This is a genomic window from Alterirhizorhabdus solaris, assembly GCF_007785815.1.
In the GTDB taxonomy this organism is placed as follows: Bacteria; Pseudomonadota; Alphaproteobacteria; order Sphingomonadales; family Sphingomonadaceae; genus Alterirhizorhabdus; species Alterirhizorhabdus solaris.
On record NZ_VNIM01000004.1, the window covers coordinates 37,494 to 64,085 of the forward strand.

Here is a 26,592-nt window from a genome sequence, read left to right on the forward strand (position 1 = left end):
GCGATCGGATCGCTGCCCCTCGCCTCCTCAGAAGCTGTACGACACCGTGGCGCCGTAGGTGCGTGGCACGCCCTGAAACTGAACCGTCGCGCCCAACCCGTTGTAGCTGTTGAACACGTTGGTGAAGAACGGCTGGTTCGTCAGGTTCTTGCCCCACAGCGCCACCTCGATCTTCGGCTCCATCAGAGTGAAGGTGATCTGCCCGTTGAACAGGCCGTACCCCCGGATGCGCGACGCTTCGTTGGCGATCGCCACCGCCGCTACCGCCGCCGGATCGCCGGTCGTGAAGAAATCGAAGTAGCGGGACGAGACATAGGCGTAATCGGCGTGCAGTTTCAGCTTGCCGGCATCCAGCTCGAAGGTCTGCGTGGCGCTGATGTTGGCGGTCCATTCCGGCGCCTGCGTGATCGGTTCACCCGAACGATCGACCTGCACCGCCCGCGTGCCGACAAGTTGCGTCTCGAACCGGCTGCCCTTCTTGTAGCGGGCGTGCAGATAGGCGGCGCTGCCTGTCAGGTCCATGCCCCGCCACGGCAGCAGCGTGGCCTCCAGTTCCGCCCCGTACGTGTTCGCCTTGCCCGCATTGCTGACGAACTGGGTCAGCCGCGTCGCCCCCGCGCTGTCGACGAATGTGGTGTTGACGATACGCTGCACATTGCTCTGCCACGCCCGGAAGATGGCCAGGTTCGTCCGCAGCCGGCGATCGAGGAACTCGCCCTTGAAGCCGCCCTCCACGTCCCGCACGTCCTCCGGCTTGAACGAGCTGGAAAACGGCGGCGGCACCGGGCGGGAATTGAAGCCGCCGGAATTGGAGGCTCCGCTCGTCTTCACATAGACGAACACGTCGGGGCTGATCTTGTAGTCCAGCCCTGCCGTCCACGCCGGATAGTCGAACGTGGCGCTTTCGGCGTTCTGGCAACCGCCCGCCGGCACAAGCTGGCCCGCGCTCGGGCCGGCCTGACAGCGCGGCGGGTTGGGGCCGACGCGGGGACTTGTGCCCATGCGGTTGATGAAGCGCTTGTCCCACGTGTAGCGGATGCCACCCGTCGCGCGGAGTTCGTCGGTGAGATTGTAGTTCACTTGGGCGAACAAGCCCTTGGACGTGCTGACGAATTTGCCGAACGTATTGTCGCCGCCGGTCGCGATCGGCGTGGAATAGAAAATCGCGGAATCGGACAGCTCGTCACCCGCCTCGCGGAAGTAGATACCACCGAAGATATATTGCAGGCGCCCGGTCTCACCGGAAATCTGCAACTCCTCGCTGAACTGGTGCTGCCGATAGACCGTGATGAAGGCGCCGGTGCCGGTGGCGGTGCCGGTCAGGTCCAGATTGCTGCTCGTCCGCGATTTGCGGTAGCCGGTGATCGACTTGATCGTGAAAGGATCGAGATCCACCGCCAGATTGCCGGTGAACGAATAGGCCTTGTTGAAATTGCCGAGGCGATCGATCCGATCCTCCCCGGTGAACGGCGCGCCGAAGTTGGTCCGCCAGTTCTTGGCCAGCAGGATCGGTTTCTGCGCGGCGGTGGCGAACTCGGAATTGATGAGCTGCTCGATCGGCCCCAGCGGGCCTTGCGAGAAATTACGGAACAGTCCTGCCGGCACCGACACGCCGGGCGCCAGCGGGATTGGGGTTGCCGCCGGGATCGCGCCCGATCGCACACCCTGCGAGATACCGTAGAACAAGGCGAGCGGCCCCGCCGGGTTGATCGCGGCGATGGCGGTCGCGTTGCCGGTATCGCGGTAGTGGTTGTAGTCACCGCTCAGGTTCAGCGTGACCGGCAGCGTGCTTGATTCCCATTTCAGCGAACCGCGCCCGTAATATTCGCCCTTGATCCCACCCTGCGCGTACCCGCGTACCGGATTGGGGAAAAAGCCGTTCCGTTCGTTATAGCGGCCCGCGAAACGCGCGGCGAACTCGCTGGACAGCGGGATGTTGACGACGCCCTCGACCACCTTGGCATCGTAGTTGCCGTAGCCGGTTTTCACGTAGCCCTCGAAGGTATCGGTCGGCCGGGCGGTGGTGAGGTTCAGCGCGCCGCCGGTCGTGTTGCGACCGAACAGCGTGCCCTGCGGCCCGCGCAGCACTTCGGCCGATCCCGGATCGAGGAACCCCAGATTGCCGACGATCGGCCGCCCGACATAGACGCCATCGATATAGATGCCGACCGCGGCATCGGAAAAGGAGTTGGGGCTGTTCTGCGCCTGCCCGCGGATGGCGAGATAGACGATCGTCGCCGGGCCGGTGCCGCCGGTGCCGACGCTCAGGCTGGGCGTCGCGCGAGCGAGATCGATCACCTCGGCCACCTGCCGCTCCTGCAACAGCGTGTTCGACAGCGCCGTCACCGCCACCGGCGTCGTCTGCAACGCCTCGTTGGTGCGGCGCGCCGTCACCACGATCTCGGTAAGCTGGCCGGATTCGGACGGGGTTCGATTGGCGTCGGGCGCCGGCTTCGGATCGTTGACGGTGACCGGGGCCGGTGCCGTCGATACGCCCGACGCCGGCTGTCCCGACTGCGCCCGCGCGGTAGCCGGGATCGCGCTGAGCGCCGCCAGCGAAACCGTGGCCGACAGCCATGCCTGCCGATGTGACATGAACGTCATCCCTCTTCCCCCTCCGATTACTGTTTCGTTCTTGTTCCGAAATAATGTTTCGAGCCTGCATGATTAAGCGGTGCATCCTTCCGACTTTTCCTACCGGAAGACAGGGATTTCCGATTAAGGACAGGAAACCTTGGCCCGCCGTACAGCCCGCCGCATGTCGTCCCTGCATCCGGACAGCCCGGACATCGACCTGCACTTCGATAGGTGGCCGGTACGGATCGATGATCGAGAGATGATGCCCTTGCCGGGTTCGGAGCGCATGATGGACTTTTCACTGACGGAAGAGCAGCTCGCCTTTCGGGATGTGGTACGCCGCTGGGTGGACGCCGAGGCGCCGAAGGACTGGATGCGCCAGCTTGAGGCCGACGAGGAGAATTATCCGGTCGCCCTGTGGGACAAGCTGGCCGAGCAGGGCTTTTTCGGCATCGGCATCCCTGAGGAATATGGCGGCCTCGGCGGTGATGTCGTCACCCAGATGATCTTCGCACGCGAGTTCGCCCGCACCGCCGGCGGGCTGCTGTGGGTATGGGGTCTTACCTCGTTCGGCGGCGCCAAGACGATCGCGTCGGTCGGCAGCAAAGAACAGAAGCAGCGTTTCCTGACGAAGATGGCTGCCGGAGAACTGCGCGTCTCGCTTTCGATGACCGAACCCGACGGCGGCACCGACGTTCTCGGCGCGATGAAGACGCATGCCGAAAAGGTCGATGGCGGCTGGAAGCTGAACGGCGCGAAGATGTGGACGACGGCCGCCAGGGTCGCCGATCGCCTGCTCGTCCTCGCCCGTACCGACCGGACCGTCGAGAAGAAGCATCAGGGCCTGACAATGTTCTTCGTCGATGCCAAGTCACCCGGCATCACCGCCTCGCTGCTGCCCAAGCTGGGCATGCGCGCGATGGGATCGTGCGAGGTTCATTACGAAGACGTGTTCGTGCCCGACGAGGACGTGCTCGGTGAGCCGGGCAAGGCGTGGTACGCGATGCTGCCGACGCTGAACAACGAACGCATCATGGTGGGCGCGCAGTGCCTCGGGGCGATCGATGGCGTTCTGGAAGATGCGGTCGCCTATATGCTCCAGCGCAAGGCGTTCGGCGGCATCATCGGCCGGTTTCAGGTGCTCCAGCATTATGTCGCCGATATCGCCACGTGGCAGAAGACGACCGAGTTGCTGCTCTACTACGTCGCCCAGCTCCAGTCCGAGGGGAAGCCCTGCGGTGTGGACGCCAACATGCTCAAGATGGTGGCGACCGAAAATGCGGTGAAGGCGGCCGATCTGGGCATCCAAATCATGGGCGGCATGGGCTATTCGGCCGAAACCGACATGCAGCGTTACTGGCGCGATCACCGCATCCTGCGGATGACGCCGATCTCGAACGAAATGGTCCGCAACAGCATCGCCGAAAGCCTCGGCCTGCCCCGATCCTACTGAGAAGACGCGATGACCGAGCTTGCCGATCTGCCCCCCGCCCCCGCCGTCTCCGGCACCACGCTGGACGGCACCGAAATCTTCACGATCTCGGCCGTCGAGAATGGGGCGCTGTGCCGCTCCACCGGGGTAGAGCCGGCGCGCGACGGCACGGCGCACCCGATCTATTACTACATCGCCACACAGGTCGCGATGGGACAGACCGTCGCCGGCCTGTGCGCGGTCTGCGAGTTCGACGTCGACGACGGCCCGATGATGGGCAGCAGCGGCGTGCGGTTCCAGGCGCCACTGCGTACCGGCGGCCAGTACCGGGTCGGTGGCGAGATCCTGAGCCTGGAACGCAAGAAAAGCCGCAAGCTTGGCGTCATGGACGTGCTGACGTACCGCCTGCGCCTGAGTGAGCTGGCGGGCGCGGTCGTGCTCGAAACCGACAACGTATGGGTGCTGCCGCGGAAGGAACTGGCATGAGCTATGCTGCAGGCGAGGCGCTGCCGCCGTTCGTGATCGAAAGCGTCAGCCCCGATGCGATGAAGCAATGGGCGGTCTTTCTCGCCGACCCCAACCCGATCCACCTCAATGTCGAGGTGGTCAAGGCCAAGGGGCTTGGGGATCGCGTCATCAATCAGGGACCGATCAACGTCGCCTACATGATGAACATGCTGATGGCCGCCTTCCCCGATGGACGGATCGAGCGGATGGAGTCGCGCTTTCTCGACAACGTCTATGGCGGCGAGAAGGCGGTCGTCTCCGGCACCGTGACCGCCGTCGACGGCGATCGGATCGATTGCGCGGTGCAGCTTGACGTCGATGGACGCGGCACGGTGAATTCGGCCACGGCCACGATCGAACTCACACGATAAGGAGCAAGACATGCCTAGCGGACCTTTCGCCCACGTTTGCATGGTGGTGCGCGATCTCGATGTCGCGGTGACGGACTGGACCAAGATCCTGCGGGTGCTTGATCCACAGTCGCTCGAGCGTCGGATCGTTCGGTACGACGAGTTTTCGAGCGGTGCCGATGTCGGCATGCGTTGGGCGACGTTCGTCAACGATCATTCGACTGAGATCCAGCTGATTCAGCCTGCCCCCGGCACGCCGATGGGCGATCGGCTGGAGAAGGTCGGCGAACATGTCCACCACCTCTGCTTCGCAACCGACGATGTACCCGCCGCTATGGAAAAGCTGCGTGCTGAAGGATTGCACCTGCCCGGCGGCGGACAGACCTTCAACGATCCGGACATGACGTGGCAGAAATGGAGCTGGGTCGGGCACAAGAGCACTCACGGCGCGCTGATCGAGGTCGCCTCACCCTACGAGACACGGGACGATGGCAACTGGCATCACGCACCGGGCAAGTTCGCCTACGCCGGCCCAGGCGAGCATCCGTCGTTCGCTGAAGCCGTGCCCGTCGCCGCCAAATAGCGACGCCGCATGACGCCTGCCACGGTCCGCCTGCCCGGTGACGGCGTGATGCTGGAGGGCGATGCCTATGGCGATCCGGGCGCGCCGCCGGTGTTGTTCTTCCACGGCGGCGGGCAAAGCCGGCGCGCCTGGGCGGGATCGGCCCGGCGCGTCGCCGAGGCGGGATTCTACGGGATCAGCGTCGATCTGCGCGGTCACGGCGGCAGCGAGTGGGCCGCCGACGGCGACTATCTGCTCGCCGCGTTCGGCCGTGATGTCGCCGCGCTGATCGATCGCTTTCCCTTGCCCGTCACCCTCGTCGGCGCGTCGCGCGGCGGGCAGGCGGCGATGGTCGGGGCACCGCAGCGACCCGGCGCGGTGCGGCTGGTGATGCTGGCGGACGTCTCCCCCTTTCTCGACGACAGCGGGGTGGACGCCGTCAGAGCTTTCTTCCGCGCCAGCGACGCCGGCTTCGCATCGGTCGAGGCCGCCGCCGACGCCCTCCACGTCCACCTCGGCCAGCCCCGCGTCGCCAACCCGGCCGGCCTCGCTAGGGCGATGCGGCGAGTGGACGGGCGCCTGTTCTGGCACTGGGATCCCCGCACTACCGATCCCGCCTTCCTCCACCCGCCATCGGAAGGCGAGACGTTGCAGGCAGCGGCGCGGGCGTTGCGATGCCCGGTGGTGCTGGTGCGGGCCGAGCATAGCGAGATCGTATCGGTAAAGAGCGTCGCCCGCTTCGGTGCGCTGACCCCGCAACTCCGCGTCGAGACGGCGGCCAACGCGGGCCATATGTTCACCGCCGATCGCAACGATGCCTTTGCCGAAACCCTGCTGCGCCATCTCGGCCCTCCGACGCCATGAGCGGCACGGCATTCGTCGTCGGGGGATCGGGCGGACTGGGACAGGCCGTCTGCCGTGCGCTTGCCGCGGAATGCGATGCGGTCGCGATCGGCTATCGCAGCAACCGCGAGACCGCCGTCTCGCTCGCCGGGGCGATCGGACCCAAGGCCTATCCGGTCCGCTGCGACCTCGCCGATGCCGATGGCATCGCCGCCGCCTTCGCCGACGCGGCCGATCGTTGTGGCCCCCTGAAAACGATCATCTTCGCCGGCGGCGTCGCGATCGCCCAGCCTTTCGTCAGCACGATCGCCGAGCCGTCATGGCGCGAGGTGATCGAAACCGAACTGATCGGCTTCACGCGTGTGATCGCCGCCGGTTTGCCGCACCTCCGTCAGAACAGCGGCGGCGCGTTCGTCGCGATCACGTCGGTGGCGAACTACGCCTATCCCCCCGGCGATGCGCTTTCCTCGGTGCCCAAGGCGGCGATCGAGTCGCTGTGCCGCGCGGTCGCCAAGGAGGAAGGGCGCGCCGGTATTCGTGCGAATGCGGTCGCGCCCGGCATCATCGATGCCGGGCTCGGCGCGGGCTTCCTCCGCGATCTGTACGATCCGGCGGTGTGGGAAACGCAGCGCCGCCGGATCGCGCTGCGCCGCTTCGGCACGGCGGAGGAAATCGCGGAGGCCGTTGCCTTCCTCGCCTCCCCCCGCGCCCGCTACATCACCGGCCAGACGCTGATCGTCGACGGGGGCTTCAGCCTTTAGCCGACCACCGCCTCAGCGCACGACGAGGTAATAAAGCAGCATCCCCCACATCGTCACAGTGGCGATCGACACCATCATGAGATGCGGACAGAACCAGCGGCCGCGTGGCCGTGATCCTGCCGCTCCCTTGCCGTCGCGCCTCAGTTCCATTGCAGGTGCAAGTCGGAGACGTGAAGAATGTTGCCGAGGAAGTAGGGCACCCTGAACCCGTCCTTCACGCGGAATTCCGGGATCGCGGCCAGGAACTCCTCCACGGCGATCTGCAATTCCAGCCGTGCCAGATGCATTCCCAGACATTTGTGGATGCCGCTGCCCAGCGCCATGTGCGGCGCCTTGCGATCGAAGCGAATGTCCTGCGGCTCGGGATAAAACTCCGGGTCGCGGCTGATGACCGGGCTGGCGAAGGTCACATATTCGCCGGGCATGATCTTCTGGCCGTGTATCTCGATCTCGCGGGTGGCGATGCGGAAGGCAGTGACGACGGCGAAACCGCGCAGGAACTCCTCCACGGCCAGCACCGTCTGCGACGGATCGGCACGCAGACTGTTCTGCTTTTCAGGGTTCTGCGCGAGGAAGTTGAAGATGTTGCCGAGCAGCGACGTCACCGTGTCCAGCCCCCCAAGGTAGAGATTGAAGCAGTGGCCGAAGACCTCCATCTCGTTCCACTTGCGACCGTCCACCTCGAAGTCCAGTACCTTGCTGATATAGTCGTCACGCGGCGACTGGCGACGCGCCTGGATCTCCTCCATCAGGTAATTCTTTACCTTCCGGACGGCATCGCCGCGCACCTGCCAGTCGTTGGTGTGCAACATCTCCTTTTCCCATTCGAGGAATTCGGGCATCCGCTCCTGTGGCAGACCGAGCAGGTCGAGCACGATGTTGACCGGGTACTGTTCCGAAAACTGGCCGATGAAATCGCATTCGCCACGATCCTTGAACTCGTCGATCAGTGTACGCGCGCGATCGCGGATCTGGTCTTTCAGGGCGAACATCTTCTGTGGCGAGAAATGGGGGTTCAGCGCCTTGCGGTAGTCGGTATGGATCGGCGGATCGATCTCCGTTGGGATCACCAGCCAGTCCTCACCGATGTTCTGCGCCCATTTTCCCATGCCGTTCTTGGTGAAATTGTCAGGGTCGCGCAGGATCGCCTGCACGTCCTCGGCGCGGCGCAGGAACCAGCCGGGCTGATCGCCGGGAAACACATTGGTGGCATAACAGATCGGCGGCAGGGTGGCGTGCATCTCCGGGATGAGCGTTTCCTGTGGATTGTCGTAGGTGTTCACGCGCGCATACAGCGGCAGCCGCACCACCAGCTCGGCCGGAACATGTGGCGGAATGTCGTTCTGCGCGGCAGTGGCCATGGGTATCTCCTGAGATCGTCGTTTATAGTCTTCTAGTTCGCATGCATTGCGTGGCAGCCTAACCAAAGACAGGTCGCGCGGCGGCCTGCCCCGTGCGCGCACCGGGACATGCCAGCCGGATCGGGACGCGACCGCCTTAGGCGATCGCCTGTTCGTCACCGACGGCGGCGGCCAGCACCCCCGCCACGTCAACACTCATCTGGCGGGAAATGTCGGCGGTGTCCCAATATTCGCGCCAGGCGATGATAAGGCCGGTTTCGGCCACCTCGAATACCGCGCAGACCCGAGAGGCGACGCGGCGATCGCCCGCGCGGAGAATGACGTAATTGGTGCGCTCGGTAAAACACGGAACGGCCGTTCGCGGCGATCGTGTGAATCTCACATCGGCAGTCGTAATAGGTTTGATACTGCGTGCGGAGGATATTGATGATCGCGTCACGTCCGCGATAGGTCTGCAACATCGGCACGAGTGGCTGGTAATAGGCATCGGGTGAAAAGCAGGCACGCAGGCGCGCGAAATCCGGCTTGTCGGAAAAGGCGCCGAGAAAATTCAGCACCTGCTTTTGCGGATCGGCCATGTCGCTTCCCTGTCTGATCGGTCATCGGGCGTTCAGCGCGTTTTGGGCAGTACCACCGCCATCGCCGCCGCGCCGATCGCGGTCGGCCCGAACATCTGCAACCGCCGCCCCTCGATCGCGGCGAGAAGCCTGATCAGCGCGGCGTCCTCCGCCGGCCCGGCCGCCAGCACCCGCGCTTCCAGCGCGGCCGGCCAGTCATCGGCGTCCTCACCGAGATAGGCCACCACATCGGCACTGTCCGCCGCCGACACCACCGCACCATGCCGGTCAATGCGGGAAATCCATTCCGCCAGTTCCGTCGCCTGCACCTTCTGCGCGGCGTCGATCGGTTCGAGCGGACGGACCCCTGCCAGCGTATCGACCAGCTTGGCGATCAGCGGCGAGTTGCCACCGGGCTGCTCGGGCAGTGGCGGCAGGTCGGGCAAGGCGACGCCGCTCAGCGCTGAAAGGGCGAGAACGATCGACCGCCTGAGCGCCAGATCGAACTGAAGATACACGGCATGCGGATCACCCGGTTTGGGCGCGCCGACGGTGCCGGTGAACTGCATCGTCCCCAAAGTCGAGAATTGCAACACGTGGAAGAGGATCGCCTGATGATCCACCGGTTCGCCGCTCGCCTCCTCGTAATATCGCACCAGCTCGGCCAGCGGCGCACCGAGCGGTTCGTAGCTGTCCCGCATCCCAATCGTGGCGATATCGGTCATCGGATCGCCGATCATGCTGAACTCGAAATCGTACAGCCCGGTCATCTTCCCGTCCTCGACGAGGAACTGGCCGGAATCGAACTGAATATAGGTGGCCGCGGTGCGATGCGTCGGCACGTTGCGCCGCAACCAGCCGATGACGAACTCCAGCAACGGCTCGGGTCGGCTTTTCGTCCGGCGATAATGTGGCAGATACGCTTCCAGCCCCACCAGCGCGATCGCCTCGGCCCCTTCCGGCCGCTCTACTCCGACCGCCTCGAACGGTGCGGTCGGCAAGGCGTGCATCGCCGCCACCGCCTGCATGAAACTACGCCCGACCGCCGATTTTTCCGCCCGGTCCAAGCCTGAGAAGTCGCGCGTGCCGCCGATCGCGTCCATCACCGTACACGGCGGATCGGCGCAGAAACCATGCACCTTCGGCACCGGGATGCCATGATCGGCCAGAATCCGCTGAATATCCGCCTCGCGCTTCAGTTCGGGGAAGATCGCCACGTCGCCCGATCGGTCGCCCCGCAGGTGCAGATGCAGCGGCGTACCGTCGGCCCGCTCCACGTCGACGAACCAGGCCGGCCGCCAGCGCACCTGTCGCTCCATCCGCACGATCCGCCCGCCAGCGATCTCCTCCACGAAGCCGCGCAGCCGGGCGACGGCGGCATCGTCATAATCCGGCGTGCCGGCGGTGTCGCTCATCTCGATATCCTCAGGCGAATGCTTCGGCGGCGGCACGGGTATCCATATACTCCCGGCCTTCCACGATTAGGCCGTCGCGGATCGTCAGCAGATTGTGATACCGGTTGCGATAGACGCGGTCGGGAAACGTCATCTCGCTCCGAGCCTCCACCGCCACGCGATCCCCCTCCGCGGTGAGGCAGGTGATCTCCACCCGCCGTTCCGTCGCGGCGAGCAGACCGCCGCGCACCGATGCGGTGAAGGCGTCGCGGTCCATGTCGCCGACGCCGAGGATCCACCATTTGACGTCCGGGTGCTGCAACGCCTCGATCGTGTCGCCGTCACCGTCCATCAGCGCCTGCATATAGCGACGTACCAGCGCCTTGTTGGCTTCGGTGGCAGTCATGATCGGTTGCTCCCGTGATCGATCCCGGCGTCTGCGGCGGTAGTACCGTCATCCGCGCCGCCCGGCCGGCACAGGCGTAGCGGCTCGCCCCCGCCCCGAACCTGTCTCGCGACAGGCTCGGGCAGGCGCGGGCAGGCTCAGTCGAGCCGGGCCAGCATGTCGCGGACGTAGGCGTTGGTCGGCTCGCCGCGTCGCACCCGGTTCGGCCATTCCGGGTCGGCGATCAGCGCGCGGCCGAGTGCGATCATGTCGAACTCGCCGGCCGCGATGCGGGCGGCGGCATCGTGGAAATTGCGCTCCACCGCCGCACCACCGGTACGGAACGAGGAGAACAGCCCCTCCGACAGCCCGATGCCGCCGACCGCCACCGTCGGCCTGCCGCTCAGCTTCCGTGCCCAGCCGGCCAACGACAGCGGCGATCCGTCGAACGCGGGTGCGCTGAAGTAGATCGTGCTGGCATCGATCAGGTCGACACCGGCCTCCGCCAGCGCTCGCATCAGCACGCCCAGCTCGTCCGGCGTCTCGGCGATCCTCGCGTTGAAATCCTGCTGCTTCCACTGGCCGAAACGGAACATGATCGGCATGTCCGGTCCGATCGCCGCGCGGATCGCCCGCACCACCTCGACGCCGAACGTGGCGCGCGCGGCCATATCGCCGCCATAGCGATCGGTGCGGCGGTTGGTCTGCGGCCAGAAGAAGCTGTCGATGAGGTAACCGCTCGCGCCGTGGATCGCGATGCCGTCGAAGCCGACCGCCTTGGCGTTGGCGGCGCTGCGGGCGAAACCCGCCACCGCATCGGCGATCTCCTCCTCGCGCATCGGCCGGGTCGGCGCGATCACGCGGGCGATGTAGTCGGGCGTCACCGTCGAATAGCCGTCATCCGGACCCCACAGGCCCGATGGCCGCAGCGATGGCGCGGCCGGTTGTGGCCCCGTTCCCTCGACGCGGAACGCGCCCTGATGCCAGAGCTGGGGAAAGATGCACCCGCCCTCGGCATGAACCGCCGCCACCACCGCGCGCCATCCGGCCAGCGCCCGCTCGCCGTGGAGCAACGGTATATGCGTCGGGGCGCCGCTACCCTCGCCGAGCGAGGCCGCCTGATCGACGCCCACGCCCTCGGTCACGATCAGCCCGGTGCCCCCGGCGACGCGCTTGCGATAATAATCGATCACGGCGGCATCCGGCGTGTTGCCGGGCGATGCGCTGCGCGTCATCGGCGCCATCGCCAGCCGGTTCGGCAGCGTCAGCCCACGCAGGGTGATGGGCTGAAAAAGCGGATCGAGCGCTGGGTCGTGGCTCATCATCGGTTACCTGCTCCTTTCGGGTTGCCCGTCCTGACGCGTCGCAGCGGCGATGAGTCCTGTCGCGGGGTAGGTGGCGCGCCGGGCGGGCCGCCGCATCACCGCCATCATCGAGGAGCGGATCGACATGGACCGGCTGCGGGACAAGATATGCATCGTCACCGGCGCCGGCAGCGGCATCGGTCGCGCCAGCGCGCGCCTGTTCGCGGCCGAGGGCGCCACCGTGATCGCGGCCGACATCAGAAGTGAAACCGCAGAGACGGTCGCACACGAGATCGAGGCCACCGGCGGACGGGCACTGGCGATGACCGTGGATGTCGGAGAAGAAGACCAGCTTGCGCGCATGATCGGTGATACCGTCGCCGCGTTCGGCCGCATCGACGTGCTGTTCAACAACGCGCTGTTCGTCGATTTCGACATGGCCGCGCGCGATGCCGATTTCCTTGCCTTCGATCCGGCGATCTTTCATGCCAACCTGCGCGTGAACGTACTGGGCGCCGTGCTCGCCGCCAAGCTGGCGCTGCCGCACATGCTGGAACGCGGCCGGGGGTCGATCATCGCTACCTCGTCGGGCAGTTCGATGGGTGGCGATATCACCGCATACAGCTACGGCTCGTCGAAGGCCGCGCTCAACTGGTTCGTTCAGGCGATCGCCGCCACCTACGGCAAGCGCGGCATCCGCTCGAACGCGATCCTGCCGGGGCCGGTGCAGACGCCGGCCAAACTCCGGTGGACGACGGCGAAAATGGATGCCGCCTTCATGGAGGTGCTCAACACCCCCTTCATCGGCGAGCCGGAGGATATCGCCGCGATGGCGCTGTTCCTCGCATCGGATGAAAGCCGCTACGTCAACGGCATGCTCTACCCCGTCGATGGCGGGCAGAGCTGCACCGTTCCCTTCATCAGCGTCACCCGCGCGCTTCAGGCGGGCGACTGATCGTTCAGAGGAGATAAGATGGGCAAACAGCAGGAAGACACCATCCGCGCGTTTCAGGACGCGTGGGGCGACGGCACCGACAGTTCCCGCCCGGATGTGGCAAAGATCCTGTCGATGATGGCCGAAGACGCCGAGTGGCAGCTGTGGGTGCCGGGCGGTCCAGTCATCCGGGGCAAGGCCGCCCTGCGCGCTGAAATCGAACAGCAGATGACCTATTGCACCAACAACAAGTGCAACGAAGTCGCCATCGTCTCGAACGATCGCATGGTGATGCAGGAACGATCGGACACCGCGATCATCAACGGCCGCCCCTGCCCACACCAGATGGTCGCGGTCTATGAGCTGGACGAGGAGGGCCGAATCCTAAAATGGCGGGAGTATCTCGACATGGCAGATCTCAACCGCAAGATGGGCGTAAGGGCCTGACCGCCCGCCGGGGCGGTCATACCCTCGGCATGATCTCCTCGGCGACCCACTGCAACCGCTCGACATAATCCTGCTTGCCGGTAATGCCGGGCGGCAGCGGCACGATCGTTTCGTTCACGCCGAGTTCCTTCAGCCAGCCGATCTGATCGAGGATCTGTTGCACGCTGCGGCTGCCCGGCGCGCGCGGATCGTCCAGCACCTCATGGTGCGCGCCCACGTTCAGCATCTCCAGCGCAAAGAAAATATCGATCGGTCGGCCGTCGTAGTCCGGCTGGCTCTTGATGAAGTCGATGCATTCGGGGAATTTTTCGGGCGGGGTGCGGAACGGCGACCAGCCGTTGCCGAACTTCGCCCCCCGCCTCAGCACGCCCTGCGCGTCGCCGCCGAACCAGACCGGAAGATAAGGCCGCTGCACCGGCTTCGGCGCGAACCCCACGCCGGAGAATTTCACGAACTCGCCGTCGAACTCGGGCCTGTCCTTGGTCCATAGCTCGATCATGGCCGCGACATATTCGTCCGCCATCCTCCCGCGCGAGTGGAACGGTACGCCGAGGATATCGAACTCCCCTTCCAGCCAGCCGACGCCGAACAGGGCCGTCGCCCGCCCGCCCGAAAGCCAGTCGAGCGTCGACCAGGCCTTGGCTTGCACGACCGGATTCTGCAACGGCAGGATCGTGACCGACGACGACAGCCGCATCCGCTCGGTCCGTCCACCGATGAAACCCAGCGCGACCGCGACATGGAAATAATGGTCGCCGGAAAGCCCGACATGCTCGTCCGGAATGATAAAATGCTCGCCCAACATACATTTGTTGAAGCCTAGTCGATCGGCAATGCTCATTAACTCGCCCACGTCCGGCCCGGTCAGCGCGTGTTCCCACGGCTGAGTCATCGCCGCGACGTGCATACTGTTCGGTACGCCGACGTTGATCCTCATCGCATCCTCCAGACCGTTCGTGCATGTCATGACGGCGATCGCCGCCGGTCAAACCTTCCGGGGGAGAGGGCCGGCGGGCGTGCCCGTTCCGCGCGGCGCTTCAATCCTGCGGTGGCAAGAGCGCGCCGGTGATGCGAATGCCGGCGCCATCCACCTTGTACGTCTTGTTCAGGAAGATGAGGATCGAGGTGAGCGCCTCCGCCGCCGCCGAGTTGACGAGCGCGCCGCCATGCAGCCCGCGCAGGCCCATCGCGTCGGCCAGCGCCACCACCTTGCCACGGGCGACCTTGTCATCGCCGAATACCAGCACGTCGCAGCCGATGTCGATATCCTGCGCCAGCTTGTGCGCGGCCACGTTGTGGAAGGCGGAGACCGTCGTCACCCCCTCCCCCAACGCCGATTGCGCCCGCACCGCCGCGCTGCCTTCCGCCGGCAGTTGCACCCGCATCACCTTCGGAGGCACCAGCGGCACCGTAGTATCTACGACAATCTTGCCGGCGACGTGCGGCCGGATCTCCGCCAGCGTCGCATCCTGCGCAGCGAACGGCACCGCCACGATCACCACGTCGCCGGTCGCCGCCGCTGCCACATTGGTCATGCCGGCGATGCCGTGGCCCAATGCCGCGGCCTTTTCCCCGGCCGCCTGCGCGCTGCGCGAGCCGATGATGACCCGCCGCCCGGCCTTCGCCAGCCGCCATGCGATCGCAGCACCGAGATTGCCCGTGCCGCCAACGACGGCGATCGTCTCTCCGTTCACGCGCCGGAGCTCTTCATCGCGGCAAATCGCATCATGTCGGCATACACGGCCGAATGCGCGGTGAAGCCGCCGTCCGCCACGATCGACGCCCCGGTGACGTATCGCGACTGATCGGAGGCGAGGAATGCCGCGACCTCCGCGATATCCTCGGGCCGGCCGAGGTCGGGCATCAGGTTATGCTCCTTCATCAGCGTCTGCGCCTCGGATGGCATGTTCTCGTCGAGCGCTTCGGTCATCACCAGGCCGACGACGATCACGTTCGCGCGAACCTTCTGCTTGCCGTATTGCGTGGCGACATATTTCGACAGGCCGATCAACCCGGCCTTGCTGGTGCCATAGGCGGGATAATCGAGGTCACCGCCGACGCCTTTGCCCGATCCGGTGAAGATGATCGACCCGCCACCAGCAGCGATCAGATGGGGCACGCCATGCTTGGCGCACAGCATCGCGCTCGTCAGGTTGGTGGTGAGCGTGCGGTTCCAGAAATCGATGTCCATGTCGCCGATCAGCGCATCCTCGAACATCGCCCCAGTCTGCGCCGCGTTCGAGTGGACGATGTCCAGTCGGCCGAACCGCGCGACGGTCGCGGCGAAGCCGGCCCTGACTGACTCCTCCTGCGCCACGTCCATCGCCACGGCCAGCGCCTCGCCGCCCAGTGCCTCGATCTCGGCGACCACGCCGGCGAGCTTCGCCTCGGTCCGCCCCGTCACCGCCACCTTCGCACCGCGCGTGGCGAACAGCTTGGCCGTCGCCCGGCCGATGCCGCTGCCGCCGCCGGTGATAATCGCCACCTTGCCGTCCAGCGGCCGCCTGTCGTCGGTCATTCGCTTACTCCTTCATCGCCGGAAGCGTTTCCGGCACAGAACCATAGAGGGTGGTACGCTGGCGCGCCGGGCGGCCGATACCGCCAGCCAGCGCGCGCATGTCGGCGGCGTCGAACGCCTGTCCGTGCAGCCCGCCGGCCGCGCGGCTGATCGATTCGTCCATTAGCACGCCGCCCAGATCGTTGGCACCCGCCGCCAGCGCCGCCGCCGCCCCGTCGCGCCCCATCTTCACCCAGCTTACCTGAATGTTGGGGATGAGCGGATGCAGCGCGATCCGCGCCACGGCGTGCATCAGCAGCGCCTCGCGGTAGCTGGGGCCGGAGCGGGCGCGGCCCTTGCGCCAGATCGACGCTTCCATGTGGACGAAGGGCAGCGGCACGAACTCGGTGAAGCCCCCCGTCTCCTCCTGCAGCGCCCGCACCCGCGCGATGTGCCGCCCCAATGCGCGTAGCGTTCGACATGGCCGAGCATGATCGTCGCGGTGGAGCGCAGCCCGATGGAATGGGCGGCGCGCATCACATCGAGCCACTCGTCGGCCGTCACCTTGTCCGGGCACAGGATCGCGCGGATCTCGGGATCGAGGATCTCGGCGGCGGTGCCCGGCAGCGTCGAAAGGCCGGCGACCTTCAGGCGGGCGAGATAGTCCTCCAGCGGCAGGCCCTGCGTCTGCGCGCCGTGCATCACTTCCAGCGGCGAGAAGGCGTGGATATGAATGTCGGGTGCGGCCGCGCGCACGGCATTGAGCACGCCGAGATAGGTTTCGCCGTCATAGTCGGGGTGGATGCCGCCTTGCAGGCATACCTCGGTCGCCCCCCGGGCCGCCGCTTCGCCCGCGCGACGCCCGATTTCGGCGAAGTCGAGCCGATATGCCGGCCCGCGCATCGCCTTGGAACTCCCCTTGAAGAAGGCGCAGAAGCCACATCGGTAGAGGCAGATGTTAGTATAATTTATGTTGCGGTTGTCGACGTAGCTGACGGTGTCGCCAACCGTTTCGCGGCGCAGGCGGTCGGCCAGCGCGATCACTGCCGCCAGATCGTCCCCCTCGGCGTCGAACAGGCGGGTGATCGCCGCTTCCTCCAGTCGCGCGCCATCGGCGGCGCGCACGAGAATACCAGCGATCGCGCCTGTCGGCCCCGCCGGCACGAGCGTGGGCAGGGCATCGCCCCGGCCGGCATGCCATCCCCCGGCATCGGGCAGGCCGCGCCCGTCGATCCGGCGGAGCACCAGCGGCGCGATGGCGGGATCGCACCATTCGGTCGCGGCGAGCGCATGACGAGGACCGATCGCGAGCCGCTGGCGCAGCGTTCTCCCCCCGGCGGCCGTGGCGGCGTCCGGCAAGGCGATTTGCGGCCACGGCGCCTCGGGATTCACATGATGGGGCGTGACGGGGGACACGTCGCCCCAGTCGTTCACCCCGGCGCGGATCAGCGCGCGCAGATCATCCCGCCGATGCAGGTTGGGCGGCGCCTGAATCGTCATCGCCGGCCCCAGGATCAGCCGCGCCGCCGCGATCGTCCACAGATGCTCGTCGAGCGACGGCTCCGGCCTGTCAGCCATGCGCGTACTAGGCTTGGCGCGGAAATTCTGGACGATCACTTCCTGGATGTGACCATATCGGGCGTGCAGATCACGGATCGCGATCAGCGCCTCGATCCGCTCGGCCCGCGCCTCGCCGATCCCGATCAGCAGGCCGGTGGTGAACGGCACCCGTGCCTCGCCCGCCGCGGCGATGGCCGCGAGTCGGGCGGCGGGCTGCTTGTCCGGCGATCCATGATGCGGCCCGCCGCTCCGGCAAAGGCGATCGGCGGCGCTTTCCAGCATGATCCCCATCGATGCGCTGTGCGGGCGCAGCATCGCGTAATCGGCCGCCGCCATCAGCCCGGGGTTCAGGTGCGGCAGCAACCCCGTCTCGTCGATCACCGCCCGTGCGACCTGCGCCAGATAGGCGAGCGTCGTCTCGTGGCCGAGCGCCGTCAACCCCGCGCGTGCAGCGCCATAGCGCGCCTCCGGCCGGTCGCCGAGCGTGAACAATGCTTCCGCACACCCCATCCGCTGGCCGGCGCGGGCGATTTCCAGCACCTGATCGGGCGACAGGAACGCGTCGCCGGCCCGCGCCGGCATGGTCGCGAACGTGCAGTAGTGGCACACGTCGCGGCACAGGCGGGTGAGCGGGATGAATACCTTGCGCGAATAGGTGACGCGCGTGCCATGCCCGTCGAGCTTGAACGCTTCCGCTCTCGAAAGCAGATCGCTGGGGGACAGGCGATCGAGCACCACCATCGCCTCGGTCGCCGACGCCGCGGGATCGATCGAATATCGCATCACGTCGCGTTTCCGACGACGCGCCCCCGGCCAAAGGGCACGGCTGGCCGGCCCGGTTCACCGAAAACACGCAGGTCGCTCTGGCGGGGACTTGGCTTTCCCGGCGTCATCACATTTCGCAAGATGATATTCTGCATCCCGGAATAAAAGAGGCACAACCTGCCCGGCGCGCCCGCCCGAAGGTAGGTCGATGGCCAGCCGCCCTTATCGTGCGCTGAAATCCCGAACGCATTCGCGCAGCCAGCGGGAGACCGTCTCGATGCGGGCGAGGCGGTGAACATCATGGTGCGTGACAAGCCAGAAGCTGCGAGGAAGCATCACTTCCTCGCCCAGCAGCACGACGAGCGTTGGATCGCGATCGCCGATGAACTCTGGCAGCACGCCGATGCCGCCACCGCTGGCGATCAGGCGGTGCTGTACGTTGATGCTGGTGCTGCGGAGCATCGGCTCCAGCCCCGGGGCCACCTCGCCGAGATAGTCGAGTTCGGGCGCATAGATGAATTCCGGCACGTAGCCGATCAGGCCGTGGTCGCGCAGGTCGTCCGGTTTCATCGGGGTCGCCGTCCGCGCGAGATACGCCGCGCTGGCATAGAGCCGGAGCCGGTAATTGCCGAGCTTCGCCGCGGTCAATCGGCCTCGACGCGGGCGCGCGAGCATCACCGCCATGTCTGCCTCGCGCTTCGAGGGGTTGAGGAAGCCCGAGGCGGTGACGAGATCGAGGCGGATGCCGGGATGCTCACGGGGAAACGCCGGCAGCGCCGGGGCCAGCACCCAGGTGGCGAAGCCCTCGGCCACGCTCAACCGCACTTGCCCCGAAACTCGCGTGGTATCGCCCCGCACCTGACCCAGCGCGGAAAGCGCCGCGCTCTCGATCGTCTCGGCGTGCGCGAGCAACACGGCGCCCTGTTCGGTCAGCAGCCGCTCGCCGCTGGTGTTTTCAAACAGCGGCGATTCGCAAATGCGCTCCAGCCGGGCGAGGCGGCGCAGCACCGTCGTCGGGTCGATGCCGAGCGTTGCCGCCGCAGCCCCGATCCGCCGCGCCCGCGCCACGCCGAGGAAAATGCGAAGGTCATCCCAGTCGAGCGGCGTCGTCATGCTGCAAAAATGCCCGATGGTGCTGCAAAGTTACGTTCTTGCGGGCGGAATACCGATGGTCAAGAGCAGGCCATCATTCGGGAGCCGACGCGATGCGTACCATTCACAACCTGATTTCCGGTATCGAAAGCGAAGGGGGATCACGCCGCAGCGACGTGTTCGATCCGAACACCGGCAAGGTACAGGCGCAGGTCGCGCTCGGCGGCAAGGCGGAACTCGACAAGGCGGTGGCGGCGGCCAAGGCGGCGCAACCGGCATGGGCAAAGACAAACCCACAGCGTCGCGCCCGCGTGATGTTCCGCTTCAAGGAACTCGTCGAGCAGAACATGGACGAGCTGGCCCGCCTGCTCTCCTCCGAACACGGCAAGGTGATCGCCGACTCACGCGGTGATATCCAGCGCGGGCTTGAGGTAGTGGAGTTCTGCTGCGGCATCCCGCATGTCCTGAAGGGCGAGTATACCGGTGGCGCGGGGCCGGGCATCGACGTCTATTCGATGCGTCAGCCGATCGGCATCGGCGTCGGCATCACCCCGTTCAACTTCCCCGCGATGATCCCGCTGTGGATGTCGTCGGTGGCGATCGCGACCGGCAATGCCTTCATCCTCAAGCCATCGGAACGCGATCCCTCGGTGCCGATCAGGCTGGCCAAACTGTTCCGCGAGGCGGGGCTGCCGGATGGCATTCTCTCCGTCGTGCAGGGCGACAAGGAAATGGTGGATGCCATCCTCGATCATCCCGACATCGCCGGCGTCAGCTTCGTCGGCTCGTCCGACATCGCCCATTATGTGTACCAGCGCGGCGTCGCGGCGGGCAAGCGCGTGCAGGCGATGGGCGGTGCCAAGAACCACGGCATCGTGATGCCCGACGCCGATCTCGATCAGGTCGTCAACGATCTGTGCGGCGCGGCCTTCGGCTCGGCCGGCGAACGCTGCATGGCGCTGCCGGTGGTGGTGCCGGTGGGCGAGGACACCGCCGAGCGGCTGCGCGCCAAGCTGATCCCGGCGATCGAGGCGCTTCGCGTCGGCGTCTCCACCGACAAGGACGCGCATTACGGCCCGGTCGTGACGGCCGCGCACAAGGCGAAGATCGAGGATTATATCCGGATCGGCATCGACGAAGGAGCAGAGCTGGTCGTCGACGGGCGCGGCTTCGCGTTGCAGGGGCATGAGGAGGGCTTCTTCGTCGGCCCGACCCTGTTCGATCGCGTCACTACCGACATGCGGACCTATCAGGAAGAGATCTTTGGCCCCGTCCTCCAAATCGTGCGCGCGGCGAATTTCGAGGAAGCGGTCGCGTTACCGAGCACGCATCAATATGGCAACGGCGTCGCGATCTTCACGCGCAACGGCCACGCCGCGCGCGAGTTCGCCGCGCGGGTCGAGGTCGGCATGGTCGGCATCAACGTGCCGATCCCGGTGCCGGTCGCCTACCATAGCTTCGGCGGGTGGAAGCGTTCGGCGTTTGGCGACACCAACCAGCACGGCATGGAAGGCGTAAAGTTCTGGACCAAGGTGAAGACCGTGACGCAGCGCTGGCCGGACGGCGGCGGCACCGGCGACAGCGCCTTCGTCATCCCGACGATGGGGTAACACAGGCACGGCCCGGTTAGACCCGATCGATGCCGTGGCATGATAAGGCATGACCGCCCTCGCAGCGGTACGAACAGCAACATGGACGGGGGCGGGCGGATGGCGGAGCCGCCCCGCCGTCGATTGACAGGGAACGGCAGCATGGCACGGATCGGTTTCATCGGCCTCGGCAACATGGGCGGCGGCATGGCGGCCAATCTGGCGAAGGCGGGGCACACGGTCCGCGCGTTCGATCTGGCCGAGGCGGCGCTCGCGCGTGCGGAGGCCGCCGGCTGCACCCGCGCCGCGTCCGCCGCCGATGCGGCGACCGATGCCGACTTCGTCGTGACGATGCTGCCCGCCGGCCGCCACGTGCTGTCGGTGTATCAGGATCAGGTGTTCGCCGCCGTGCCGCCCTCGGCGCTGCTGCTCGATTGCTCGACGATCGACGTCGCCTCGGCCCGCGCGGTGAGCGCGGCGGCGGCCGAGCGCGGGCTGGCGATGGTCGATGCGCCGGTTTCGGGCGGGATCGCGGCGGCCAACAGCGGCACGCTCACCTTCATGGTCGGCGGCACGGACGACGCCTTCGCGAAGGGCGAACCGATCCTCGCCGCGATGGGCAAGGCGGTGATCCATGCCGGCGCGGCGGGCGCGGGGCAGGCGGCCAAGATCTGCAACAACATCATCCTCGGCGCGACGATGGTCGCCACCTGCGAGGGCTTCGCGCTGGCGCAGAAGCTGGGGCTGGACCCGCAGACCTTCTACGACATCGCCTCCAAGGCGACGAGCCAAAGCTGGTCGATAACGAGCTATTGCCCGCTTCCCGGCGTCGGCCCCACGTCGCCCGCCGACAACGGCTATCAGGGCGGCTTCGCGGCGGCGCTGATGCTGAAGGACCTGAAGCTGGCGGTGGAGGCGGCGGGAGCCGCCGGTGCCAGCGTGCCGATGGGCGCAGCGGCGGGCGCGCTGTATCAGGCGTTCGTCAACGGCGACGATCAGGGGCTGGACTTCTCGGCGATCATCAAGCTGCTCGACGGCACGCAGCACAAAGGCTGAGGCCGGTCGGGGCACCATCCGCCACGCGGACGGCGCGAAGCGATGACTCGCGCGTCGGCGGCTAATCCTGCCGGATCATTCCGGCGCCCGCCGACATTCGCATCACGTCCGCGAACGGCGCCGCATGGGCGGTCATGCCGCCATCGGCCGCCAGCGTGGCGCCGGTGATGAAGCGTGCCGCATCCGAGGCGAGAAACGCGACCGGCTCGGCGATGTCCTGCGGATCGGCGACGTAAGGCGTCAGGTGATGGCCGGTGAAAAGCTCGATCATTTCCAGCGCGGTGGCGGCGGCGACCGGCGGGGTCATCACCATGCCGACGACCACCGAATTGGCACGGATGCCCTGCTTGCCATATTGCGTCGCCACGTTCAGCGCGAGATTGATGAGCGCCGCCTTGGAGGCGCCATAGGCCGGCAACCCCAGATCGCCCTGCACGCCGCGCCCCGAGGCGATCATCACGATCGAACCGCCACCGCCGGCGATCATGTGCGGGATCGCGTGGCGGCACAACAGCGCCGGTGCGATGGTATTCACCTTCAGCACGCGCTCCCAAGTCGGGCCATCCATCTCGGTGATGTTCGCATCGAGCGCGAGCGTCGCGGCATCGGTGACGGCGGCGTTGTTGACGAGAATGTCGACCCGGCCGAACGCTTCCATCGCCGTGGCGACGATCCGTCCGGGGGTCGTCGCGTCGGCCAGATCGCCCCACGCCGACACCGCCTCGCCCCCCGCGGCGCGGATCGCCCCGGTCGTCCCAGCGGCGGTCTCCTCCCGGCTGGCGGCCACGACGATCCGGGCACCACGCTCCGCCATCAGCGTGGCGATACGGCGGCCGATACCCGAACCGGCACCGGTGACGATGGCGACCTTGCCTGCGAGTGTGGTCACGTCGGTACTCCTGAAACGGCCTGAATACGGGCGGCGTGGCCGGTCCCGCCGCCCCGCGAACCTCCCCGACGACGGGGTCGTCCTGTCATCACCCGACCCAGGCATTGGAGATGAGCGGCGACGACCGCCATCCGCGATACGGGCGCATCGGCGATTAACCTCAGGCCGGCTCTTCCACCGGCGTGAGGTTACGCATGAAGGCGCGGAAATCCTCGCCCAGTTCGGGCAGCGGCAGGCCCAGCTTTTCAGCGAGGTAGAGCGTCATCAGATTATTGTCCGCGGCGACGTTCTCCGCCGGGATGTTACCCATCGACACCTGCCGGTCGAACGCGCCGAGCGCGACTAGCGCCATGCGTAGCGCGACGACGATGTCGTAATAATCCATATCCCGCAACGTCGCGCCGGAAGCCCGTTCGTAAAGCGCGATCGTCTCGTCGCGGCCCGGCAGGCCATCGAGCCGGGCGACCCCGAAGCGGCGGCTGAACAGGTCGTCGAAGTAGAGCCACCATGCCAGATCGAGTTCGCGCGGGCCAAGAGCGGCCAGTTCCCAATCGATCAGCGCGGCGACGCTGCCGTCCGGCCGCCACATCACGTTCGACGGAGTGGGATCGCCCCACAGCACGCAGACCTCGGCCTCCGCCGGCCGGTTCGCCAGCACCCAGGCCATGGCGGTATCAAGGATCGGCAGCGACCGCCCCGCGCCGGTCGATCGATGCCATTCGACGAGATTGCCGACATACTGCGCCAGCCCCGGCGCGCCCCGATCGGGCCGGTCGAGAAACCCGAAGCCTTCGCGCCAGTCGATCGCGTGCAGCGTGGCGAGCGCCTTCAGCGCATTGCCGAATGCCGCGCCGCGTTCCGCCGGCGCCATATCGGCAAGCCAGCCCTCGACGTTGTAGTTCGGCCGCTGCGTCGCGGCCTCCCCGTCCACCCGGCCCATGACCAAAAACGGCGCGCCGAGCACCGCCGGATCGGTCTCGATGCCGACCCACGCCGGCACCGGTACGTCGCCACGCGCATCGAGCGTCGCCATCATGTTCGCTTGCAAGCTCAGGTCGCTGCCGAACACCACCTCGAACGTCTGTGGCTGGCGTCGCACGACGAGCGTGCGGCGGTGCGGCCCCGCATCATCCCGATACGCCACCTCGACGAAAAAGATCTCCGCCGAGAAGCCCGAACCGAGTTGCACGTCCATCGGCGCGACGGTCAGCCCGAGCCATTCGGGCCGGGCCTTCACCAGCCATGCGGTCAGCCGTTCGTGGACAGCCTGGGGGTCGAGCTTCGCGGTCATCCTGTCACTCGCTTTTCACTTTATCGACATCGGTCATGTCGCGGGAACCGCAAGGTCGCCACCTATCCGAGTGCGGGCAGACCCTGCCTTGCGGAAGGCTCGCCGCCTAACCCGAGCCTGTACTGATGCGACACAACTGGAGAATACGCATGATCGAGGAAGCGGACGTCGTCATCGTCGGGGCCGGCCACAACGGCATGGCGGCGGCCGGCTATCTCAGCCGTGCAGGCAAGCGCGTCGTCGTGGTTGAACGGCTCGGCAAGGTCGGGGGGATGACCAGTGCCGGCTATATGATCCCGGAGGCGCCGGAGCACCTTGTCACGCCGTGCGCGGTGGAACTGCTGTTCGTGCGCGGCACCGGCCTGATCGAGGATCTGGAGCTGGAGAAACATGGCCTGCGCTGGACCGATCCCGATCCCACCTATGCCTATCTCGATCCGGACGGCAGCTCGATCTGCCTGTTCCGCGATCCCCAGCGGACCGCCGACGACATGGCGCGGCTCAACCGCAACGACGGGAACAATTATCTGAAATTCCTCAAGCTGCTCGATGCGCTGATGGATATCGGCTTCCCGCTAATGCAGGCGGAGCCGGGCAGGCCCGAGGCGGGCAACCTCGTGCGGATGATCGGCAGCGCGGTCCGCAACGTGAAGCTGAAGAACGAATTGCAGATCATGGCTGCCGGCACTGCCGACCAGATCGCTTGCGAGTGGTTCGAGCATCCGGCGTCGATCGCGTTGCTGACCAATACCGCCGCAGGGGCCGGGCCGATCGACGACGATGGCAACGCCGCCGCCTACATGATCCTCGCCGTGCTTCACCGGCTCGGCACCGGCAAGCCGATCGGCAGCCTTCAGGCGTTCGCCGATGCGATGGCCCGCAGCGTCACCGCCTCGGGCGCCGACATCCGGCTGAACGCGCCCGTCGCCGAAATCCTGATCGAGGATGGCGCGGCGCGAGGCGTGCGACTGGAAGACGGGCGGATCATCAAGGCGAAGGCGGTGATCGCCAGCTGCGACCCACGGACAGCCTTTGCGATGACCACCCCCGGCAGGGTGGAGCGGCGGCTGCTCAAGCGGATCGAGCATGCCCCCGCCAATCGTAGCAACGCCGCACCGTTCCTCGCCAATATCGCCATGTCGAAGCCGCTGACGCTCAGACGCCATCAGGATCTGCGTCACGACGGCGCCGATCTCAACAAGGCGGTCGGCTATATCGGAACGCCCGAGGAAGTGCGCGAGAGTTTTGCCGCCGCGCGGCGGGGGGACATCCCCAAACGCCACGCGCTATCGGTGACGCCGCTGTCCAATTCAGATCCGACGCAGGCGCCGGCGGGCGGATCGCTCGCCTATGTCTATGTGCCGGCGATGGCGGTGGACGCACGCGAGGGATGGTCGCCCGCGCTCAAGGATCGCACGGTGGCGGATCTGAAGGCGCAGATGTCCGAGTTCTACGACGGCTTCGATTCGGAAGTCGGCCGCTTCGTCGAGACGCCGCGCGATCGCGAGAAGCGATTGAACGTCACCAACGGCTGCGTCACCCATATCGACTTCGGTTCGCTGCGATCGGGCCAGAACCGCCCCGCGACCGGTTTCGGCGGCCCGAAGCCGGCGGTGCCTGGCCTTTATGTCGGCGGGGCCGGCGCGCATCCCGGCGGCGGCATCTCGGGCATACCGGGGCGGATCGCCGCGAAGCGGGTGTTGCGCCAGTTCAGGACCGCGAAGTAATCAGCCGAGCAGCCCGCCGAGCAGGAAGTTGGCGAGCCGATCGACTTGGTCATCCACCTTTCGACCGTCGCGCTCATCGGGTTCGCCGATCAGATCGAGCAACGGCCGGCTGGCGAAATAGAAACCCGCCCCCTCCACCAGCAGCGCCATGAACGCGCTGGTGGAGAGCGACCGCATCGTCCGCCGCGCGGCCACCTCCGCGAACAACGCATCCAGCCGTTGCTTGAACGGCCGGATGTAGATCTCCACGATATAGTCCAGCCGCCAGGTCGCGCGGCGTCCCTCGGCGTGGGTGATGCCGACCCAGTCGGGGTTCGCCGCCGCCCACGCGCAGAAGCGATGCACCAGCAGCCGCAACCGTGCCTCCGGATCGTCGGGCAGTTCGTCGAACGCGGTGAACACGGGCCCGCCGAACCGGGCCACCCGCCAGTCGATCGCGCGCTTCCACAGGTCCGCCTTGGATCCGAACCGCACGTTCAGCAGATTGTGGCTGACGCTAAGCTGCTTGGCGATCTCGCGAACCGTCGTGCCCTCGTAGCCGAGCGAGGCGAAGGCGCTGAAGACATGATCGAGCATCCGCTCCTCGGACACCGCCGTTTCCTGCGCCGGGCGCCCCCGCCGACGCGGCGCCGGCCCTGCCTCCACGGGTAAAATAACAGTCACATCCATACCCCTGCTTGACGAATAAATTGTCGTGTGTCAATTTCACGAT

Annotated in this window: 24 protein-coding genes and 2 pseudogenes; 11 read left to right on the plus strand and 15 right to left on the minus strand. The window is 66.5% G+C overall.

Going from position 1 to position 26,592, the window contains the following annotated elements; genetic code table 11:
• Window positions 1–27 precede the first annotated feature (27 nt).
• Complete coding sequence (locus FOY91_RS01975) at window positions 28–2,604, minus strand: TonB-dependent receptor (RefSeq protein WP_145147585.1); 2,577 nt, start codon at window positions 2,602–2,604, stop codon at window positions 28–30.
• Between the two features lie 262 nt (window positions 2,605–2,866).
• Here FOY91_RS01975 and FOY91_RS01980 point away from each other — a divergent pair, with 262 nt between their 5' ends.
• Genes FOY91_RS01980 through FOY91_RS02005 form a run of 6 tightly spaced genes read left to right on the plus strand, consistent with a single transcriptional unit; the run spans window position 2,867 to window position 7,032 of the window.
• Window positions 2,867–4,030 (plus strand): acyl-CoA dehydrogenase family protein, encoded by a 1,164-nt coding sequence (locus FOY91_RS01980; protein ID WP_145147728.1) that lies wholly within the window; start codon window positions 2,867–2,869, stop codon window positions 4,028–4,030.
• Between the two features lie 9 nt (window positions 4,031–4,039).
• Complete coding sequence (locus FOY91_RS01985; protein WP_145147587.1) at window positions 4,040–4,495, plus strand: hypothetical protein; 456 nt, start codon at window positions 4,040–4,042, stop codon at window positions 4,493–4,495.
• Window positions 4,492–4,887, plus strand: a complete 396-nt coding sequence (locus tag FOY91_RS01990) for a MaoC family dehydratase (protein WP_145147589.1) — start codon at window positions 4,492–4,494, stop codon at window positions 4,885–4,887. Before FOY91_RS01985 ends, FOY91_RS01990 begins: the two co-directional genes overlap by 4 nt.
• Window positions 4,888–4,927: 40 nt before the next feature.
• Window positions 4,928–5,449 carry a VOC family protein gene (locus FOY91_RS01995; RefSeq protein WP_145147591.1) on the plus strand — a complete coding sequence of 174 codons (522 nt, stop codon included), beginning with the start codon at window positions 4,928–4,930 and terminating at the stop codon, window positions 5,447–5,449.
• 9 nt (window positions 5,450–5,458) lie between these two features.
• A complete protein-coding gene (locus FOY91_RS02000; RefSeq protein ID WP_145147593.1) occupies window positions 5,459–6,292 on the plus strand; it encodes an alpha/beta fold hydrolase in 834 nt (277 codons plus the stop codon).
• Window positions 6,289–7,032: an SDR family NAD(P)-dependent oxidoreductase gene (locus tag FOY91_RS02005; protein WP_145147595.1), complete on the plus strand. Its 744-nt coding sequence runs from the start codon at window positions 6,289–6,291 to the stop codon at window positions 7,030–7,032. The genes FOY91_RS02000 and FOY91_RS02005 overlap by 4 nt, the downstream gene beginning before the upstream one ends.
• A gap of 140 nt (window positions 7,033–7,172) precedes the next feature.
• On the opposite strand, the gene FOY91_RS02010 is transcribed toward FOY91_RS02005, so the two are convergent.
• The 6 genes and pseudogenes from FOY91_RS02010 to FOY91_RS02030 all read right to left on the minus strand — a co-directional run bounded on the left by FOY91_RS02010 (window position 7,173) and on the right by FOY91_RS02030 (window position 12,051).
• A complete protein-coding gene (locus tag FOY91_RS02010) occupies window positions 7,173–8,393 on the minus strand; it encodes a cytochrome P450 (RefSeq protein ID WP_145147597.1) in 1,221 nt (406 codons plus the stop codon).
• Between the two features lie 136 nt (window positions 8,394–8,529).
• Complete coding sequence (locus tag FOY91_RS22740) at window positions 8,530–8,775, minus strand: limonene-1,2-epoxide hydrolase family protein (protein WP_420822850.1); 246 nt, start codon at window positions 8,773–8,775, stop codon at window positions 8,530–8,532.
• Window positions 8,708–8,971: pseudogene (locus FOY91_RS02015) on the minus strand (nuclear transport factor 2 family protein); the annotation flags it as partial. The pseudogene FOY91_RS02015 and the gene FOY91_RS22740, both read right to left, overlap by 68 nt.
• Window positions 8,972–9,003: 32 nt before the next feature.
• Window positions 9,004–10,365, minus strand: coding sequence for a phosphotransferase (locus FOY91_RS02020; protein ID WP_145147601.1), 1,362 nt, complete (start codon window positions 10,363–10,365; stop codon window positions 9,004–9,006).
• Window positions 10,366–10,375: 10 nt separating this feature from the next.
• Window positions 10,376–10,750: a nuclear transport factor 2 family protein gene (locus FOY91_RS02025; RefSeq protein ID WP_145147603.1), complete on the minus strand. Its 375-nt coding sequence runs from the start codon at window positions 10,748–10,750 to the stop codon at window positions 10,376–10,378.
• A gap of 137 nt (window positions 10,751–10,887) precedes the next feature.
• Window positions 10,888–12,051 carry an oxidoreductase gene (locus FOY91_RS02030; RefSeq protein ID WP_145147605.1) on the minus strand — a complete coding sequence of 388 codons (1,164 nt, stop codon included), beginning with the start codon at window positions 12,049–12,051 and terminating at the stop codon, window positions 10,888–10,890.
• Between the two features lie 73 nt (window positions 12,052–12,124).
• Between FOY91_RS02030 and FOY91_RS02035 the strand changes: the two genes are divergently transcribed.
• Both FOY91_RS02035 and FOY91_RS02040 read left to right on the plus strand, forming a co-directional pair.
• Window positions 12,125–12,988 (plus strand): SDR family NAD(P)-dependent oxidoreductase, encoded by an 864-nt coding sequence (locus FOY91_RS02035; RefSeq protein ID WP_238995178.1) that lies wholly within the window; start codon window positions 12,125–12,127, stop codon window positions 12,986–12,988.
• An 18-nt stretch (window positions 12,989–13,006) separates the two neighbouring features.
• A complete protein-coding gene (locus tag FOY91_RS02040; RefSeq protein WP_145147607.1) occupies window positions 13,007–13,414 on the plus strand; it encodes a nuclear transport factor 2 family protein in 408 nt (135 codons plus the stop codon).
• 16 nt (window positions 13,415–13,430) lie between these two features.
• Here FOY91_RS02040 and FOY91_RS02045 read toward each other — a convergent pair whose 3' ends face one another.
• The 5 genes and pseudogenes from FOY91_RS02045 to FOY91_RS02065 all read right to left on the minus strand — a co-directional run bounded on the left by FOY91_RS02045 (window position 13,431) and on the right by FOY91_RS02065 (window position 19,349).
• A complete protein-coding gene (locus tag FOY91_RS02045) occupies window positions 13,431–14,351 on the minus strand; it encodes a TIGR03619 family F420-dependent LLM class oxidoreductase (RefSeq protein WP_145147608.1) in 921 nt (306 codons plus the stop codon).
• A 100-nt stretch (window positions 14,352–14,451) separates the two neighbouring features.
• On the minus strand, window positions 14,452–15,108 hold the full coding sequence (npdG, locus tag FOY91_RS02050; protein ID WP_145147610.1) for an NADPH-dependent F420 reductase: 657 nt from the start codon (window positions 15,106–15,108) through the stop codon (window positions 14,452–14,454).
• Window positions 15,105–15,932: an SDR family NAD(P)-dependent oxidoreductase gene (locus FOY91_RS02055; protein WP_145147612.1), complete on the minus strand. Its 828-nt coding sequence runs from the start codon at window positions 15,930–15,932 to the stop codon at window positions 15,105–15,107. The genes npdG and FOY91_RS02055 overlap by 4 nt, the downstream gene beginning before the upstream one ends.
• Before the next feature lie 4 nt (window positions 15,933–15,936).
• Window positions 15,937–18,212: pseudogene (gene cofH, locus FOY91_RS02060) on the minus strand (5-amino-6-(D-ribitylamino)uracil--L-tyrosine 4-hydroxyphenyl transferase CofH).
• A gap of 246 nt (window positions 18,213–18,458) precedes the next feature.
• Window positions 18,459–19,349, minus strand: a complete 891-nt coding sequence (locus FOY91_RS02065) for a LysR family transcriptional regulator (protein ID WP_145147614.1) — start codon at window positions 19,347–19,349, stop codon at window positions 18,459–18,461.
• 92 nt (window positions 19,350–19,441) lie between these two features.
• Between FOY91_RS02065 and FOY91_RS02070 the strand changes: the two genes are divergently transcribed.
• Window positions 19,442–20,938 carry a CoA-acylating methylmalonate-semialdehyde dehydrogenase gene (locus FOY91_RS02070; protein WP_145147616.1) on the plus strand — a complete coding sequence of 499 codons (1,497 nt, stop codon included), beginning with the start codon at window positions 19,442–19,444 and terminating at the stop codon, window positions 20,936–20,938.
• Between the two features lie 141 nt (window positions 20,939–21,079).
• Window positions 21,080–21,973, plus strand: coding sequence for a 3-hydroxyisobutyrate dehydrogenase (mmsB, locus tag FOY91_RS02075; RefSeq protein ID WP_145147618.1), 894 nt, complete (start codon window positions 21,080–21,082; stop codon window positions 21,971–21,973).
• Window positions 21,974–22,034: 61 nt separating this feature from the next.
• Here mmsB and FOY91_RS02080 read toward each other — a convergent pair whose 3' ends face one another.
• Window positions 22,035–22,862: an SDR family NAD(P)-dependent oxidoreductase gene (locus FOY91_RS02080; RefSeq protein WP_238995180.1), complete on the minus strand. Its 828-nt coding sequence runs from the start codon at window positions 22,860–22,862 to the stop codon at window positions 22,035–22,037.
• A 160-nt stretch (window positions 22,863–23,022) separates the two neighbouring features.
• Window positions 23,023–24,153 carry a phosphotransferase family protein gene (locus FOY91_RS02085; protein WP_145147621.1) on the minus strand — a complete coding sequence of 377 codons (1,131 nt, stop codon included), beginning with the start codon at window positions 24,151–24,153 and terminating at the stop codon, window positions 23,023–23,025.
• 149 nt (window positions 24,154–24,302) lie between these two features.
• Here FOY91_RS02085 and FOY91_RS02090 point away from each other — a divergent pair, with 149 nt between their 5' ends.
• The gene (locus tag FOY91_RS02090; RefSeq protein WP_145147623.1) at window positions 24,303–25,880 is read left to right on the plus strand and encodes a phytoene desaturase family protein; all 1,578 of its coding nucleotides are present in this window, start codon (window positions 24,303–24,305) and stop codon (window positions 25,878–25,880) included.
• On the opposite strand, the gene FOY91_RS02095 is transcribed toward FOY91_RS02090, so the two are convergent.
• Window positions 25,881–26,471, minus strand: a complete 591-nt coding sequence (locus FOY91_RS02095; protein ID WP_238995181.1) for a TetR/AcrR family transcriptional regulator — start codon at window positions 26,469–26,471, stop codon at window positions 25,881–25,883.
• Between the last annotated feature and the right edge of the window lie 121 nt (window positions 26,472–26,592).

Excerpts from the sequence above, each read along its gene's own strand:
- FOY91_RS01975 (WP_145147585.1), bottom strand. The coding sequence starts at position 2,604 with ATGACGTTCATGTCACATCGGCAGGCATGGCTGTCGGCCACGGTTTCG.
- FOY91_RS01980 (WP_145147728.1), top strand. The coding sequence starts at position 2,867 with ATGGACTTTTCACTGACGGAAGAGCAGCTCGCCTTTCGGGATGTGGTA.
- FOY91_RS01985 (WP_145147587.1), top strand. The coding sequence starts at position 4,040 with ATGACCGAGCTTGCCGATCTGCCCCCCGCCCCCGCCGTCTCCGGCACC.
- FOY91_RS01990 (WP_145147589.1), top strand. The coding sequence starts at position 4,492 with ATGAGCTATGCTGCAGGCGAGGCGCTGCCGCCGTTCGTGATCGAAAGC.
- FOY91_RS01995 (WP_145147591.1), top strand. The coding sequence starts at position 4,928 with ATGGTGGTGCGCGATCTCGATGTCGCGGTGACGGACTGGACCAAGATC.
- FOY91_RS02000 (WP_145147593.1), top strand. The coding sequence starts at position 5,459 with ATGACGCCTGCCACGGTCCGCCTGCCCGGTGACGGCGTGATGCTGGAG.
- FOY91_RS02005 (WP_145147595.1), top strand. The coding sequence starts at position 6,289 with ATGAGCGGCACGGCATTCGTCGTCGGGGGATCGGGCGGACTGGGACAG.
- FOY91_RS02010 (WP_145147597.1), bottom strand. The coding sequence starts at position 8,393 with ATGGCCACTGCCGCGCAGAACGACATTCCGCCACATGTTCCGGCCGAG.
- FOY91_RS02020 (WP_145147601.1), bottom strand. The coding sequence starts at position 10,365 with ATGAGCGACACCGCCGGCACGCCGGATTATGACGATGCCGCCGTCGCC.
- FOY91_RS02025 (WP_145147603.1), bottom strand. The coding sequence starts at position 10,750 with ATGACTGCCACCGAAGCCAACAAGGCGCTGGTACGTCGCTATATGCAG.
- FOY91_RS02030 (WP_145147605.1), bottom strand. The coding sequence starts at position 12,051 with ATGAGCCACGACCCAGCGCTCGATCCGCTTTTTCAGCCCATCACCCTG.
- FOY91_RS02040 (WP_145147607.1), top strand. The coding sequence starts at position 13,007 with ATGGGCAAACAGCAGGAAGACACCATCCGCGCGTTTCAGGACGCGTGG.
- FOY91_RS02045 (WP_145147608.1), bottom strand. The coding sequence starts at position 14,351 with ATGAGGATCAACGTCGGCGTACCGAACAGTATGCACGTCGCGGCGATG.
- FOY91_RS02055 (WP_145147612.1), bottom strand. The coding sequence starts at position 15,932 with ATGACCGACGACAGGCGGCCGCTGGACGGCAAGGTGGCGATTATCACC.
- FOY91_RS02065 (WP_145147614.1), bottom strand. The coding sequence starts at position 19,349 with ATGACGACGCCGCTCGACTGGGATGACCTTCGCATTTTCCTCGGCGTG.
- FOY91_RS02070 (WP_145147616.1), top strand. The coding sequence starts at position 19,442 with ATGCGTACCATTCACAACCTGATTTCCGGTATCGAAAGCGAAGGGGGA.
- mmsB (WP_145147618.1), top strand. The coding sequence starts at position 21,080 with ATGGCACGGATCGGTTTCATCGGCCTCGGCAACATGGGCGGCGGCATG.
- FOY91_RS02085 (WP_145147621.1), bottom strand. The coding sequence starts at position 24,153 with ATGACCGCGAAGCTCGACCCCCAGGCTGTCCACGAACGGCTGACCGCA.
- FOY91_RS02090 (WP_145147623.1), top strand. The coding sequence starts at position 24,303 with ATGATCGAGGAAGCGGACGTCGTCATCGTCGGGGCCGGCCACAACGGC.